Genomic DNA, 14,545 nt, shown 5'->3' with positions numbered 1-14,545 from the left:
CATCGACGGCAAGCTCGTCGAACGTCCCGCAGACTCGCCCGTCCCCACAGCCGCCTAGGAACTCACGATCCACAGGTCTTGACTATTGCTCGCCCACTGATGTTCGAGCCGTAATCCTCGCGCGCACACCCGCCGTGACCAGGAGACTGATCCCTTCGGCGTTACGTGGTCTGCGCCCCTGTTACAACCAGGCTCCCACCAGCGGCAATCTCACGATGGTGAGGGGGCCCGGATGTGAGGTGGCGCGGCACAGCGAAGGGGCCCTCGGTGGTCGGCCTGGCGGAGGTCGCCGGCCTTGAGGGGCGGACGCGGCGGCCACAATGGGACAGCAGACGACGAACACCCCCGCCCGGCGTTGAGGACGGGGGTGCCTGCCCTTCGTTGCGGGACGTCAGAAAACGATGGTCCACCCTTCGCGGTTGGCCTGGTCTGCGGTGTAGGCGACCCCATGAATTTTGAGCCCGGCGTCATCCAGGAGGGTGATCGCGCCGCCGTTGTTGCCCGGCTGCAGCGCTTCGCTGACCGGCACCACCAGGGTGGCCCCGGCCGCGAGCGGCCCGGCCGGCAACGCGAGGGTGCGCTTGGCTCGAGTCCGGGCGGGTCTTCGATCGCGTGTGGCCGCCTGACGTCGCCCTGGCAGGTCCCTGACTGCTCTCCCCTTCCGTCGGCCAGGTAGGAGATCGAGCGAACCTCGTAGCCGGCGTTCCTGGAGCCGCGTACGTGCATCAGCATCGCACCGCCCTCATAGGAGTAGGCGCACGAGTAGCCCTGCGGCTCCTTGCTGCAGCCCTGGAAGAAGTGGGTGACGCCGCGCGGGTCGTAGGTGACCTTGAAGTTTCGCCACCAGGCGAAGGGCGCAGTGTTACAGGGGGACGGCCGGTCGGGTCGCGCTGGGCGTTTCAGCCCGGGGTCGGGGAGGACCGCCGCATCGCTGCGGCGGTCAGGCTCGGCATGCTGAAGCCATCGTGACGCTGGCCTGCGCCGTGTTCACCGGCCTGTGGCTGACCGCGGCCCGGACGTCGCGGGCTATCCCGGGCGGCGTCCCCATGCCGAGATCAGCGGAGCGAGGGTGAGGTCGAGCTCGCCGGCATCGATGGCGGCCAGGTGCGCGTCGATCTCGGCGTCGTGGGCCAACCCGTCGGCGAGCAACTCGGCGCGGACCATGCGCACTGTCGCGGTCTCCAGCCGGTCGCAGGCTACCCCGCCGACCGGGAAGCAGCCGGCCGCCGTGACATCGACCAGGCCGGCCGCACGCAACGCCCGCGGCAGCGTACGGCCGTAGCGCAGGTCGGCGCCGCGGCGGGTCATCAACTCCCGGACGGCGCGCCGCAGCCGGTTGGCGCGCTGCTGTGCCGGGCCAACCTCGTCGAGGCAGGCCAGCGGCTGCAGCTCGGTATCGGCGTCCTCGACCAATAGCCAGCCACCGGGGCGCAGCGCCGCCACCATTGTCGCCAACGCCCGGGCACGGTCGGGGACGTGGACGAGCACGAGCCGGGCGTGTACCAGGTCGAATGTGCCTGGCTGCGGCGGCGGGTCCCCGACGATGTCGTGCCGGAGCACCTCGTACCCGCCGTGCGGGTCCAACCAGGCAGGATTGATGTCCGTGGCCAGCACGTAACCGGTTGGTCCGACGGCTGTGGCGAGTGCCTCGGGAATGCTGGGGCCTCCGGCACCGACTTCCCAGCAGCGCCAGCCCGCCTTCACTCCGAGCCGGTCGAAGTGTCCCCGTGTGACATCGTCGAACAGCTCGGCCAGCCAGGTGAACCGCTCGCCCGCCTCCGTCCGGGCGTTGTCGAGCAAGTAGCGGTGGTCCGGGGCAGACCGGGGGGTGTGCGGCGATGGGGGGCCGGATCCCGCGCCAGCAGTATTCACCGCCCCGACTGAGGTTGTGTCCGGCTCGGACCCAGGGTCGGCGAGGGGTTGCGATGAGCTCATGCCTACATCCTCACGACCTTCCGCGTGCTGTGTCAGCGCGACATGGAATGAAACCAGACGGCCTCCAGGACTGGCAAAGATCGAGGATCGGACCAGATTTTGGCACCGTGCCACTACACAACGAATGCGGTCGAAGTACGCCAAAACGCGCCGCGTGGCGTAGGCCCCAGTTCTCAGTGTTGGTGTCGCCGGGCCGCTGAGTCGTGTTCGGCGGTGGTGCGGGCGAGGGTCTCCTCGCCGAGGCGTACGTAGCGGCCGAGGCTGGCCAGGTGCTGGTGGCGGCTCTTGGCCTGGAGTTCGGGGGTGGTGCGGCCGGCCACGACCGCCACGGCCTCCACCATCACCGCTTCCTCGAGCATCTCATCGGCCAGCAGCCGCGTTGTAGGTGGCATCCTGCAGACGGGCCTTGACGCGTTCGAGGGGGTCTGGGCGGTGGGCGGGCTCAACCGTCTTCTGGCTCGTCGGGGTATGACCCGAACTCGCGCATGTACTCGTAGAAGGCGTCGTCGTCCCAGGGCCGTTCGAGGAACTCGGGTTCGAAGACGTCGTCAGGGCTGTCGAGAGATTCGGAGTACTTCAAGAGCATGATCATGAAGTTGCACGCCTCACGTAGGACCTGAGCGTCGTCGAGCCAGACGCCGTACTCCAGGCTCTTGCGCGAGCTGTTCGTGGCGTTGGCGCTGCCCAGCCACAGCCGTTTGGGCGTGAAGCCGATGACGTCGGCCACGTCTCCCAGTGCCCCTTCGTCGTGCCACCATAGGTGCCCCAGCAGGAACATCTTGGCGTGAATGATCGGTACCGGTGTTTTGCCTGCCTTTCGGTAGCCGAGCGATCGGAAGGTCTGCAAGTCGACGTGCTCCTGTGGGGAGTACGGGTGCACCGCTTCAGGGTCGCCGACGTAGCGAGAGGCCATGTGATCGAGCTCGAAGAACACCCGTGACGGAAAGCCCGGCCCGCTCGCCGCTCTCTGCTTGAGTTGATCAAAGGAGGCCTTGCGCTGAGTTTGGCGTCTGGCTTGGTGATCAGGATGCAGGATGATGCAAACCGGTCGATCCGGCCCAGGAGTTGCTCGTCATCGAACCAGGGCACACATCCCAGCACGGCCGGGCCCAGGGAGCGGTACCGGCGCCAGCGCCCGTTCGGGTCCTCCAGGAACTCGTCCATGCCGGTCGTGAGATTGCGCAGCGCGTCCAAGCCGAACAGGCCGTTGCCCATGTCGCCGAAGCTGAACTCGCGGGTCAAATCAGCGGGGAACTCCGGTGGCTGCTGAGTCATATGCCCCTCCCTGACGTCGTCCTCGTCCAGCCCGCGACCAAGGCTCGGGGATGACGTGAATCACCATCATGTCCTGCTGGACAGCCTTCACGGCCTGGAACTCCCGTCGCTTCGGCGAGCCGCCACGCTGTTGATCGTCCAGAGGGATCGGGTGGTGAGCCGAGACCGGTCTCGGGGAACAATGCGCGTCCTGGCCGACCCGGGCTGGGCGAGGGGCCGCTAGCAGGCGAATCAGGTCCTTTCGTTCACCTGTGGGGCGGCTGGAGAGGTGTGCGGGCGCAAGGTCTGGGTCGAGCGATCAGCAATCCAGTCGCTGACCTGACCATCAGCGTCAGTGACCCGGACCGACATGCCCTCTCCAGCAGGGGAATCGGAGAAAATCACCAAGGCGCGGTTATCGCCGACGCGTCCCGCGCCGACGGCGTAGGCCATCCCTTGGAGCTCCGCCGCCAGCAGCACCGGCCGCGCCTCAACCCGTGCGCCGAGCACGGCGTCGAAGTCGGTCAAGCGCAGTAATTGCCCTTCCCGGGTGCATGAACACCTCGATTGGATCGCCGCCCTCGTCACGGCGAAGCACGAAATCGGACACCAGTACGCGCAACTCCACGGACTGGCCGGGAGCCTGAGCCACCACCTCTCGCAGGTCCGCGCCATCCAGAAAGATCCCCACCAACTCGGCGACGCTGCACAGCGCGATGCCCTCGGCGTCGAAGACCGCAGCGCCCGCAGACAACGGAATGGTCTGACTGTCCCCATTCCGGCTGACCTGCCCGGAGACGGAGATCAGACGTTCTCGAATCAGGTCGCGAAATTCCAGGTGCGGCTGCCCCAGCCGACCGAGAGGCCCGTCCGCGGGGATCGGCCTTTCCGGCGTCACCAGTTCAATGCCGTAGTAACGGGCCTTGGCGACCGCGCCCGCGGTGAAACCGCTGGAGGAGACCATTACCATCTGATCCAGCTCCAAGTGCATCTCGGAAGTCACGCCTTTTCGTGTTTCTATATTTTACCTACATTCCGCGTCGAGAGGCTGCACAAATGCCACTCGCCGCCATATAGATTTTCTTGCCATTGCCAAGCCGTAGAAATTCGGCTTTGCTATTCAGCGGGGCCCGGCTTCTGGCGAAGGAGAACGCGTTTGAAGACATGGGTTCGTACGGTGACAGCGATCGTGGTCATCGCAGGCACGATGACGCTGACCTCCTCACCTGCGCACGCCAGCTCTTGCGGGTGGTGGTCGTCCTTCTTCGGTTGCACAACCCGGGCCGCGAACGCTGGCGACCTGGCCTCCCTCCTCGGCCTGGCAGGAGGGCTGGGGAATACACCCATCCTGCACCGGTAGGCGGAGGGCTGCTTCCCTTCGGGCGATAGAACGGCCCCGCCCTTACGGGGTGTATTCGAGGGGTCGTCGCAACACGGTGATCGCTCACTGGCGGTGGCCAGCATAACGAGCCGACTGGGTTTCCGTATCTTCTGAGTTGCGGAGGATACGAAAACCCAGGAGTCGCAGGCGAAAAGAACGCCCACGTGGGTGGCACGAAGCCGAGCGAGATCAGGCCGGTTCGGTAGCCTCGGTGAATGGTGAAGATCTTGGTCAGGTGCGCGTGGACGGGTCGAAGCCGACCACGGCCGCCCCCGCCGTGAGGAACGCCCGTCTCCACGGATACCACGTCATACCTGATCCTTTCGCAGCGCGGTCACGTCGCGTCGATAATCGCCGACGGCACCCGGCGACGCCACCCGAACGAAACCGGATGACAGGCACAAAAGGGTTACCACGGCGCTTCGGGCCTCGACGGCGAGCCGTGGGGCAGGCGAGCATCATCGGGGCAGGATGGACCGATGATGCTCGCCTGCCTGGCCGGCCTACATCGCCCTCGCCCCGCGTGGTCGCATTGTCGCTGCAACATGCTGTGAAGATCAGCCAACGTGCCACACGTGAAAGAAAAGATCATCTTGCTCTGACCAGCGAGAAGAGGTCGTCAACTCAAGATAACGATTGAGACGACCTGGAAAAGGTCCGGTCGACCTACACCGAACAAGGCACCTCGATCGCAGCCCTCGCCCGCGTCCACGGAGTCAGCCGCGCCGCCATCCGGACCGCACTGGGCGACCTCCTGCCCGATCAGAGCGTCCCATCCCCTCGGCCAGCCTGACCCAGGCTGACCGAGAGACACCCCTGTCGACCTGCGGCTCAGCGCTAAGCGCTAATACCCGGCCGGATCTTCCCGCTGCCCCAGGCTGGCCCACATCGCTCCCGGCCGCGTCGTGATCACGCTGCCCGCCCGGCCCGAGGTGACCCAGCAGAACGGCTACGTCCACGCCGGCGCCAGCAGCGCCATCGCCGACAGCGCCGGCGGCTACGCGGCCTTCACCCTGTTCCCCGAGGGCACCTCGGTCCTGACCGTGGAATACAAGATCAACCTGCTCGCGCCCGCGGCCGGCGACCACATCGAGGCCGTCGGCACCGTCCTCAAGCCCGGCCGCACCCTCACCGTGTGCTGCCTGGAAGTGTTCGCCACCCACCAGCAGCAGCGCACACTGATCGCCACCGGCCAGCAGACCCTCATCTGCGTACCCGAACGCCCCTGAAAACGCCACTGGCCGAGGCTTCGGTTGCCGCTCAACCCCCGGGACCGGGGCGGTTCCGGCATCACAGGAGAGGGAGCGGAGAGGGGGTCTTGATCTCTTGGAGGTGCAGGAGAGTGGTGACGCGCTGGGCGCCGTGCAGGGAGAGACGGAGCAGAATCCGCTGGAGGTCCGGGACGTCGCGGGCGGCGATGAGCAGGATCATGTCGATCTCTCCGGTGACGACGTCGGCGGAGAGCACCTCGGGGATCGCCTTCAGGCTGTCGGCGAAGGCGCGCTCGGTCTGGGGGGTGTGCCGGGCGAGGGTGATCATCACATAGGCCTTGAGGGGGAATCCGGCCTGTGGGGGGTCCAACTCGGCCCTGATCCGCCTGATCACTCCTGATTCCTTGAGCCTGCGGACGCGGTGCAGGGTGGCGGCGGGGGAGAGCCCGACCAGCCGGGCGAGTTCCACGTTGGTGCGGCCCGCGTCCTGCTGGAGCTCGGTCAGCAGCCTGCGATCAATTTCATCAAGCGAATCGGCCATCTCACAAAATATAGTTGCGCATACAGGATCCGGTGCCGATTCTTCGGTCGCACCTTGCTGATCCTTGGGGCATGACGATGAATCGTTCGGCGACCCTGTCCGCCCTCACGGCAGCCGGAGTCCTGTGGGGGGTGACCGTCCCTCTGATCAAGATCGCTCTCGCTGGCTGGGGTCCGGTCTGGCTGACCGTCGTACGCTTCGCGCTGGCCGCGGTCCCGCTCCTGTTCGTGGCCGACCGAGCCCGTCTTCGACGGGCCGCCTCGCCCAGGGTGGTCTTCTGGGGCGCGACCGGCTATGCCCTCGTGATCGTCCTGCAGGGGCTGGGAATCGAACGGACGAGCGTCGCCCACGCCTCACTGATCATCGGCCTGACCCCTCTGCTCGCCGCGATCGCCACGGTCGCGCTGGGCCGTGCCAGGGTTGGCAGCACCGCTTGGACGGGCTTCGCCCTGGCGTTCGCGGGCATCGCGCTGGTCGCCACCAGCGGTGGCGGCTCGGCCTCCCTCGGCGGCGACCTGCTGATCCTGGTCAGCGTTTTGCTCAGCGCCACCTTTCTGCTCGCTCAGGACCGCCTGCTGGTCGACCGCGACCCGCTCGCCGTCACGGCCGTGCAGTTTGCCGCCTCCGCCTTGCTGGCCGCCCCGCTGGCCGTAGCCGTCGAGGGCGCCCCGGCCCTGCCGTCGTCGACCGCCCCCATCGTCGCGGCCCTCGCCCTGACCGTCCTCGGCACCCTGCTCCCGTACGCCCTGTTCGCCTACGCCCAGTCGCGCGTCTCGCCCGGCCTCGCCGGCGCCTTCCTCAACATCGAACCGGTCGTCGGCTTCGGTGCGGGCGTCATCGCCTTCGGGGACCCCTTCGGCCCGCTCCAACTGCTCGGCGGTCTGACGGTCCTGGCGGGCCTGGCCCTCACCGCCGCCCCCGGCCCAGACCAGCCCCCTGCCCCACCCGAGCCACTACCCGTCCTGGGGGATCAGGCCGCCAGGACGAGGTCGAGGCGGCGGCCCATGTCGATGTCGATCGTGCCGTAGAGGTTGGCGTTGGACCAGAACAGCGGCGACAGGCCGCGCTTGTCGGCGTCGGTCAGTCTCTGCTGCCAGGCGGGGTCTTTGAGGACGGACTGGACGAGCAGGGTGTTGATGAATTCTCTGAACTAGTTGATGATCTTGTTCGGGTCGACGCTGATGGTGCGACCGGCGACGTCGCGGAATGTCGGGGTGCCGAGGTTCACGGTGGCGGCAAGGCGGGCGAGCTGGTCGAGCTGGGCGAGTTTCTGTTCCGCTCCGGCGAGGCTGACCTTGAGTCCTTCGACTTCGCCCAGCCAGTTCTCCCGTTCGGCCTCGGCGATGCGGGCGAGCAGGTTGTTGCGGATGTCCACGATGCGTTGACGCTGGCCCGGGTCCGGCCGGAGGAGGCTGCAGCGTAAACAACTGTCCTCGTGAACGCAGCCGGTGCCGTAGGCGCGGCCGCAGTCGCCCAGGGCGACGTGCCGGCGTTCGAAGTGGCCGAGAAACTCCTCCCATTCTTGATCGGTGGGCGTGCGGTATTCCTCGCTGGGACGAGTCCCGCGGCGGCGGGTGATGAAGGCGCGGTGCCCGTTGATGACCTCCTCGGGATAGACGGCCTTGTAGCCCATCGTGGTGTTGATGTCGCGATGACCGACCACGAGCTGGGCGATGTGAGGTGGCATCCCGTTCATGATCGCGTCGGTGATGAACAGGCGCCGGAAATCGTGTGGGGTGAACTTCAGCGGCTGGTTGCTGGTGTCGGTGAGACCGGTGCGGGCCAGAGCCTGCGTTGAGCAGCGCCCGGATGCCGGAGATAGGAATCGGCCGGTTCTCCACTCCGATCGGTCGTTGAAACAGCAGAGGCATGGGTGGATTCCAGACTCGCTCGTGGATGTCGTAGGAGGCCACGAGCGGGACCGCGCCGCTGGTGTCCCGGACGCGGCAAATGATTGTGCTGAGCACGTCGGCCAGTTCGGGGCTGATGACCAGCAGCCGTTCGGCGTCGGTCTTGGACGGAGCAATGTGCAGCAGCGGGATGAGTTCGCCGGTGCCGGGCATTCGGTATTGCACCAGGCTGTGATGCGAAAGTTCGGTCAGTTCCTCGACCCGGATGCCGGTGTGGCGGAGCGTTTCGACGATCGCCCCAGGCCCAGAACGCCTTGTGCTCCTCCATGGTGAGATCGCGGCGGTGGCCGGTATCGGGGTCGTCGGCCCAGACCTTGGCCGCGGGGTTCTTGGTAACCGACCGGCACCAAGTGTGCCCGGCTGCGGTGAACTGGCTGCCGGGGGCCACTGCTTGTGCGGCATGCAGTCGTTCGGCGGCCTGCCGACGATGCTCATCGACGGTCCGCGCCAGTGTCGGCAAGACAGGGAGGCGTTCTCGGGTGCGCTGATCCATGCGGGACTTGCGGCTGGCGTGTTCCTTCCTGCGGGACATCTCTCAACGCGAACGGGGCAGGGTGCTGCCCAGATGCCCCACCGGGCCGGGTCGTCCATGGCCCATTCGGCCAGGTCGAGGTAGAAGGCCCGCACGATGGCCAGGTGGTTGAGGCCGTGATCGGCGCGCGGTGTGGGACGACGCCGGCCTGACCGGCTGAACCTCACCCCGGCGGCACCTGACCCGGATGCCCGCCGTCTCGCCTCCCGGGCGCGTTCTGGGGCTCATGTGAACCCCTGCGGTCGGTTCCGCCTTGACATGGAAACCCGGCTCGACCTGACGTTGCCGTGAGCGGGTCCCCGCTTCACTGCCGGGTGCGCCGCGGCGGCAACCCCGGCGAACGCGGGGCTCTCCAGGATGGCCTCCGGGGAGGATCGGACCGGATTTTGGCGCTACAAAAGCGATCTTGACGACGATTCGGTGACGAGGGCTGTTTGCCCTGGTTGAGAGCCCTAGCGTGCCTGCTCATGCCTGTGGATTTCCTCTCGAATGAGCAAGTGACCCGCTATCGCCGGTTCCGGCCTTGCGGTAGAGCGGCGACTCCTGCGGCAGGCTCCCTCGTCCTGCGCGCTCTCGGATCAAGGGTCTTGGGCCGCTCTTGAGCCCGGCGTTCCAGAACGGCCCAAGGGCGGGCGGTCACGATGGCGGCACATCGTAGAGAAGGAGCGCATCGTGCACACCGCCGACCACCCGAACGTCCCGCAGATCATGCTGCCCGGCCAGGCCGCCGCCGCCCCCGGGCCGCTCGACATGGCCAACATGTACCTCGCGCACTACGGCTTCCGCCGCGACCTCGGCCACCTGCTCACCGCGATCGGCCGGATCCGCCTCGACGACCGGCGGCGCGTCTCAGCGCTGCGCGAGCACCACGCGTGGGTCCTGTTCGTCCTGCACCACCACCACACCGCCGAGGACGAGAAGATCTGGCCGCGGCTGCGCGAGCGGGCCCCGGGGCGATCGGCACGATCGACGCGCTGGAGGCCGAGCACGAGGCCTGCGACCGCTGGATCCGCGAGAGCACCGAGGCGTTCCAGGCGTTCGACTCCGGACCGTCCGAGCAGGGGCGCGAGCGGCTCACGACCGCCCTGCGCACACTGGCCGACACCCTCGGCGCGCACCTCGCGCACGAGGAGACCGACGGCATCCCGCTGATGATGGCCCACATCACGCCGGAGGAGGACGCGGAGATGCACAAGACGATCATGAAGGACTACGGCCTGCGCAAGCTAGTCAGGCTGGTCGGCTGGACCAGCGCCGAGGTGCCTGCCGACGTCGAGGCCCATCTGCGCGCGACCGCGCCCCGGCAACTGCTGATGATCTCCAACCTGGCCGGGAGACGCTACCGGCGCCGCACGGCCTACCTGTGGGGCTGAGCCGGTCCTCTGGGGCTGAGCCGGTCCGGTAGAGGTGAACCGGTCCCCGCCTACTCGCTGGGCTGGGCCAGTTCCCGTTCCACGCATTCGGCGTGCTCGGCGTGCCGCCGCGCCGCCCCGATGTCGCCCAGGGCCTCGGCCAGCTGCGCCAGCGACCGGCTGACCGGCCACAACAGCATGCCCAGGCCGGAGATCCCGATGCGGTCGGCGTACGGGGACGCCTCCTCGTACAGGGCGGCGCAGGCTTGCCGGTCGCCCAGCGCGGCCCAGAGCTCGCAGCGCAGCACCAGCCAGCACAGGTACACGAACGTGCGTGGGATCGGCGGCTGCCGCTCCCACGGGCCGAGCGCCTGCCGGGCCTCCTCCAGCCGGCCGCTGACGACCAGGTAGTGGGCGTACAGGTCGAGGTTGAACGGGTCGAGCGGCTCGTGCGACATGTCCATCGGCGGCCGGACCGCGTCCGCCGCCCCGAGGCGCAGGCGCATGACCTCCACCACGTACGTGATCCCGGCCGTGCTCGACTCCACCCCCCCACATCGAGGTGGCCCGCTGCTCGGCCGCGGTGGCCGCGAGCAGTTCCTCGGCCGCGTCCAGGTCGCCCTGCTGCACGAGCAGGCCGAGCCGCAGCCAGCCCAGCATGATGCGCAGATACGGCATGTGGATACGCCCGATCAGCCGCGCCGCCTCGGCCATCGGCTCCCGTGACTCCCGCACCCGGCACAGCTCCAGCAGCGTGCCGGCCTGGCAGATGAGCCCGATCGCGCGTAGCTCGTCGTCGCCCGCCTCCAGCCCGGCGCGGGCCATCTCCTCGCCCGCCTCCAGCCGCTGCCGCGCGTGGTCCGGGTCGAGCAGCCCGTAGTAGCGGGCGAACAGCACCCGGCCCAGCAGCGTCGCGTCGTTCTCGCGGAGGGCCAGCCGCACCGCCTCGGCGCTCCATAGCTCCCGCTCGGCCGGGTCCCGGCCGGGCTCGTAGTACGTCTGGAGCGTCAGGCAGGCCAGCACCCGGGCGCGGGCCGAAGGCTCCAGCCCCTCTTCAGCGGCCAGCTTCGCCAGGTCCGCGACTAGGTCCGGATCGTGGTCGCCATAGACCTTCCAGGGCTGCAGGATGCGGCCGCCGTACCCGGTCGCGGCCTCGATCAGGCGCCGCCGGTCGCCCACCTGCCCGGCCAGATGGCGGATGCGCGCCAGCTCGGCCTCCTGCCCCAGCGAGTCGCCCGCCCCGAACCTGGCCTCGGCCAGCGCGAACAGCAGGTCCATCCGCTCGGCCTGACTCGCCGCCGGGTCGTCCTCGGCCACGCGGTCCGCCCGTTCGAGCAGCTCGACGGCCGCGTCGTACGCGCGCAGCCGCTTGGCCTCCTCGGCAGCCCGCCACGCAGCCCGCCACGCCCGCGCGGTGTGTCCCGCGGGGATCGCCAGCAGCCAGTGGTGCGCGGCGGCGGCCAGCCGGTCCGAGGCCGGGCCGCCGGTACGCGACTCGATCGCGGCGGCGACGGCCGCGTGCAGCCGGGCCCGGCTCAGCACCGGCACCACCTCGGCGAGCGCCTCCTGCACCAGCGCGTGCACGAACAGGAACCGCCCGGGCCGCCCCTCGGCCAGCAGCTCCGCGGCCATGGCAGGCTCCAACCGGTCCAGCGCCGTGCCCAGGTCCAGCCCGGCGGCCTCAGCCGCGACCGTCACGTCGAACTCCCGCCCGGCCACCGCCGCCACCCGCAGGAAGTCGGCGGACGGCGCGGGCAGCCGGTTCACCCGGCCGAGCACGACGTCGCGCACGCCCAGCGGCAGCGTGCCGCCGCCCGGCGATCCGGCCCGCAGGTAACGCACCAGCTCGGTGACGAAGAACGGATTGCCGTTCGTACGCTCCCTGAGCCCCCGAACGTCCGCGCCCTCGGGAGCCAGCCCGGCCAGGTCGGAGGCGGACAGCCCGGACAGCGGCAGCCGCAACGCCTGCCGCCGCGCCAGCGCCTCGAACGCCTCGGCCAGCGCGCCCTCAGGCGGCGGCCAGGTGCGTGCCGTGCCCACCACGGCCAGCCTGCCGTCCAGCACGTACCCGGCCAGGTAGCCCAGCAGGCGCAGCGAGGAGCGGTCCGCCCAGTGCAGGTCGTCCAGCACCACCAGCACCGGCTGCTGGGCCGCGGCCAGCGCCCGCGCCGCCGCCTCGTAGGTGCGGAACCGCGCGCCCTCGGGGTCGTTGCCGGTCGCGGAGTTGACGCCGGGCAGGTTCGCCCGCACGTCGGCGGGCAGCGGCGGCAGCGTGTCGGCCAGCCGCTCCAGCACCGCCACCCACGGCCAGAACGCCGGAGCGCCCTCCGTCGCCGCGCACCGCCCCACCGCGACCGTGAACCCCCGGGCGCGGGCCCGGCTCACCAGCTCCTCGGCCAGCCGCGTCTTGCCGATCCCCGGCTCCCCGGTGATCAGCGCGAACCCGGGCCGGTTCGCCGCCGCCGCGTCGAGCAGCCCGTCCAGCGCGGCCAGCTCGTCCTTCCGGCCCGCGATGCCGCGCCCGGCCGGTTGGAGTTCGGGCATGGGCGGCCGCTGGGGGAGCAGCGCGGGGGACTGGCCGAGGATGTCACGTTCCAGCTCGCGCAGCTCCTCGCCCGGGTCGATGCCGAGCTCCTCGGCCAGGATCCGGCGGGCCGTGCGCAGCGCCTCCAGCGCCTCGCCCTGGCGGCCGCACCGGTAGAGCGCCAGCGCCCGCAGCGCCCACAGCTGCTCGCGCAGCGGGTGCTCGCGCGTCAGCATCTCCAGCTCGCCCAGCAGCTCGCCGTGGCGGTCCTGCCGGATCACCGCGCCCACGCGCAGCTCGCGGGCCCGCTCCCTGGCCTCGGTGAGGCGCGCCCTGACGGCGCCCACGTACGCCTGATCGTCCAGGTCCTGGTACGGTTCGCCGCGCCACAGCGCCAGCGCCTCGCCCGCCAGCCGTTCCGCCTCGGCGGGCTCGGCCGCCTGCTCGGTCTGCCCGACCAGGCGCAGGAAGCGCGCCGCGTCCACCTGATCGGGGTCGATCGCCAGCGTGTATCCGACCGGCCCGAACGTCAGCAACCGGCTCTGCGCCCTGGCCGGGCGTCCCGGTTCAAGCAGGCGGCGCAGGTTGGACACGTACGAGTGCAGCGACGCCTGCGCCTCGGCCGGTGGCTCCTCGCCCCATAACCGGTCGATCAGAGTGGCCGGGGATACCGGCCTGCCCTCGGCCAGCACCAGCACGTTCACCAGCGCGCGCAGCTTCGGCGCGCCGATCCCGCACGGCCGCCCGTCGTCGCCGACGATCTCCAGCGGGCCCAGCACACGAATGTCCAATGCCCTACCACTCCCACGAAGTCGTCGTCCGATCTTACGATGGGGTGGCCGGAGGCGGTGTAGCCGAGGTGGTTGTACACCATCTGCGGTGGGATCATGGGCGATGACGAGCCGAGGTTCGGCTACGGCCAAGGACGGCGGCCGCCGTGGAGCGAGCGCGATCACGATGCCGAGCAAAGCCGGGACGCACTGCGTGCTGCCGGGCTGATGGAGTGCAGCGACAGCCGGGCCGGGGAGCAGATTGCCGCGCATGCGGCGGCGCTGAGGGCGGCCGGGATGCGGGCCGAGCCCGGCGCTGCTGGATGGGGTCGGCCCCCGCGGTGATGCGGGCTGAGGTCTCCTCGCCCAGGCGCACATAGCGGCCGAGGCTGGCCAGGTGCTGGTGGCGGCTCTTGGCCTGGAGCTCGGGCGCGGTGCGTCCGGCTTGCGCGAGATGCTGCAGCGCCGAATGACGCAGCTGATGCAAGGTCCACCCCCGGCGGTGTGGGTCGAGCTTGGCCGAGGCGGTCTCGAACAGGTACTCGGCGCGCGGGTAGGACAGGCGGCCCCGCCCGGTGACGGGACAGACGTCGCCGGACGCTGGCGCGCGGCGACCGGAGGAAGGAGCGCGCCGGTCTGCCAGGAACACCGGCCCGCAAGTGCGGTCTGCCGGCAGGCGGGGCAGCAGCCGAGCCGTTGCTGTGGCCCAGTGCACGTATTCGTTCGAGCACCACTACGCCTTCGCCGACCGGATGCGCTCGGACCCGCAGGTCCAGCAGTGCTATCGGGTCGCGGGACCGTGGGACTACGTGGTCGTCCTGGCCGCGCGGAGCACGCGCGATTGCGGCCGACTCGGCGACCGCCTGTTCAAGGCGGACGACAACATCAGGCGATACGAGACCCTGGTCGTCTTCGACACCATCAAAACCGGCCTGGCCCTCGCGCTGCCCGCACCACAGCCCTCTCGACCACAAGACAAGCGGCCATAAGCAGGAAGACCAGGTGAAGACCAGAACTAGTGACAGGCGTCACCGTCACCAGAGCAATAGTCAAGACCTGTGGATCGTGAGTTCCTAGGCGGCTGTGGGGACGGGCGAGTCTGCGGGACGTTCGACGAGCTTGCCGTCGATGAAGG

16 protein-coding genes and 1 pseudogene are annotated in these 14,545 nt (G+C 69.4%); 6 read left to right on the top strand and 11 right to left on the bottom strand.

Annotation, left to right across the window (positions count from 1 at the left end; translation table 11 throughout):
- Positions 1 to 391 precede the first annotated feature (391 nt).
- The 6 genes from AB0J87_RS64245 to AB0J87_RS64220 all read right to left on the bottom strand — a co-directional run bounded on the left by AB0J87_RS64245 (position 392) and on the right by AB0J87_RS64220 (position 4,180).
- Positions 392 to 568: a hypothetical protein gene (locus AB0J87_RS64245; protein WP_363985871.1), complete on the bottom strand. Its 177-nt coding sequence runs from the start codon at positions 566 to 568 to the stop codon at positions 392 to 394.
- 458 nt (positions 569 to 1,026) lie between these two features.
- Positions 1,027 to 1,800 carry a methyltransferase domain-containing protein gene (locus tag AB0J87_RS64240; RefSeq protein WP_363985869.1) on the bottom strand — a complete coding sequence of 258 codons (774 nt, stop codon included), beginning with the start codon at positions 1,798 to 1,800 and terminating at the stop codon, positions 1,027 to 1,029.
- Between the two features lie 308 nt (positions 1,801 to 2,108).
- Positions 2,109 to 2,327 (bottom strand): hypothetical protein, encoded by a 219-nt coding sequence (locus tag AB0J87_RS64235; RefSeq protein WP_363985867.1) that lies wholly within the window; start codon positions 2,325 to 2,327, stop codon positions 2,109 to 2,111.
- 50 nt (positions 2,328 to 2,377) lie between these two features.
- Complete coding sequence (locus AB0J87_RS64230) at positions 2,378 to 2,869, bottom strand: hypothetical protein (protein ID WP_363985865.1); 492 nt, start codon at positions 2,867 to 2,869, stop codon at positions 2,378 to 2,380.
- Between the two features lie 572 nt (positions 2,870 to 3,441).
- On the bottom strand, positions 3,442 to 3,717 hold the full coding sequence (locus AB0J87_RS64225; RefSeq protein WP_363985863.1) for a hypothetical protein: 276 nt from the start codon (positions 3,715 to 3,717) through the stop codon (positions 3,442 to 3,444).
- Entirely contained in the window at positions 3,680 to 4,180 is a 501-nt protein-coding gene (locus AB0J87_RS64220; RefSeq protein WP_363985861.1) for a hypothetical protein, read from the bottom strand. Before AB0J87_RS64220 ends, AB0J87_RS64225 begins: the two co-directional genes overlap by 38 nt.
- A gap of 1,268 nt (positions 4,181 to 5,448) precedes the next feature.
- Between AB0J87_RS64220 and AB0J87_RS64215 the strand changes: the two genes are divergently transcribed.
- On the top strand, positions 5,449 to 5,799 hold the full coding sequence (locus tag AB0J87_RS64215) for a PaaI family thioesterase (protein WP_363985877.1): 351 nt from the start codon (positions 5,449 to 5,451) through the stop codon (positions 5,797 to 5,799).
- A 61-nt stretch (positions 5,800 to 5,860) separates the two neighbouring features.
- On the opposite strand, the gene AB0J87_RS64210 is transcribed toward AB0J87_RS64215, so the two are convergent.
- A complete protein-coding gene (locus tag AB0J87_RS64210) occupies positions 5,861 to 6,322 on the bottom strand; it encodes an Lrp/AsnC family transcriptional regulator (protein WP_363985859.1) in 462 nt (153 codons plus the stop codon).
- Between the two features lie 71 nt (positions 6,323 to 6,393).
- Between AB0J87_RS64210 and AB0J87_RS64205 the strand changes: the two genes are divergently transcribed.
- On the top strand, positions 6,394 to 7,350 hold the full coding sequence (locus AB0J87_RS64205; protein WP_363985857.1) for a DMT family transporter: 957 nt from the start codon (positions 6,394 to 6,396) through the stop codon (positions 7,348 to 7,350).
- Here AB0J87_RS64205 and AB0J87_RS64200 read toward each other — a convergent pair.
- Complete coding sequence (locus tag AB0J87_RS64200; protein WP_363985875.1) at positions 7,293 to 7,451, bottom strand: hypothetical protein; 159 nt, start codon at positions 7,449 to 7,451, stop codon at positions 7,293 to 7,295. The two genes, AB0J87_RS64205 and AB0J87_RS64200, sit on opposite strands and share 58 nt — an antisense overlap.
- A gap of 21 nt (positions 7,452 to 7,472) precedes the next feature.
- On the bottom strand, positions 7,473 to 8,039 hold the full coding sequence (locus AB0J87_RS64195; RefSeq protein WP_363985873.1) for a hypothetical protein: 567 nt from the start codon (positions 8,037 to 8,039) through the stop codon (positions 7,473 to 7,475).
- Here AB0J87_RS64195 and AB0J87_RS64190 point away from each other — a divergent pair.
- On the top strand, positions 7,974 to 8,120 hold the full coding sequence (locus tag AB0J87_RS64190; RefSeq protein WP_363985879.1) for a hypothetical protein: 147 nt from the start codon (positions 7,974 to 7,976) through the stop codon (positions 8,118 to 8,120). The genes AB0J87_RS64195 and AB0J87_RS64190 overlap by 66 nt on opposite strands.
- A gap of 1,280 nt (positions 8,121 to 9,400) precedes the next feature.
- Here AB0J87_RS64190 and AB0J87_RS64185 read toward each other — a convergent pair.
- Positions 9,401 to 9,565: a hypothetical protein gene (locus AB0J87_RS64185; protein ID WP_363985855.1), complete on the bottom strand. Its 165-nt coding sequence runs from the start codon at positions 9,563 to 9,565 to the stop codon at positions 9,401 to 9,403.
- A 71-nt stretch (positions 9,566 to 9,636) separates the two neighbouring features.
- Between AB0J87_RS64185 and AB0J87_RS64180 the strand changes: the two genes are divergently transcribed.
- Complete coding sequence (locus AB0J87_RS64180) at positions 9,637 to 10,137, top strand: hemerythrin domain-containing protein (RefSeq protein WP_363985853.1); 501 nt, start codon at positions 9,637 to 9,639, stop codon at positions 10,135 to 10,137.
- 2,058 nt (positions 10,138 to 12,195) lie between these two features.
- On the opposite strand, the pseudogene AB0J87_RS64175 reads toward AB0J87_RS64180, so the two are convergent.
- Positions 12,196 to 13,419 (bottom strand): annotated as a pseudogene (locus AB0J87_RS64175) (BTAD domain-containing putative transcriptional regulator); the annotation flags it as partial.
- A gap of 108 nt (positions 13,420 to 13,527) precedes the next feature.
- Between AB0J87_RS64175 and AB0J87_RS64170 the strand changes: the two are divergent.
- Positions 13,528 to 13,755: a hypothetical protein gene (locus AB0J87_RS64170; RefSeq protein ID WP_363985851.1), complete on the top strand. Its 228-nt coding sequence runs from the start codon at positions 13,528 to 13,530 to the stop codon at positions 13,753 to 13,755.
- 356 nt (positions 13,756 to 14,111) lie between these two features.
- Positions 14,112 to 14,399, top strand: a complete 288-nt coding sequence (locus AB0J87_RS64165; RefSeq protein ID WP_363985849.1) for an Lrp/AsnC ligand binding domain-containing protein — start codon at positions 14,112 to 14,114, stop codon at positions 14,397 to 14,399.
- Positions 14,400 to 14,545 lie beyond the last annotated feature (146 nt).

The sequence above is a fragment of the Nonomuraea sp. NPDC049625 genome, assembly GCF_040675285.1.
Taxonomy (GTDB): Bacteria; Actinomycetota; Actinomycetes; order Streptosporangiales; family Streptosporangiaceae; genus Nonomuraea; species Nonomuraea angiospora_A.
The sequence above is the reverse complement of the archived record's forward strand: the minus strand, read 5'-3'. Positions and strand labels throughout refer to the sequence as shown.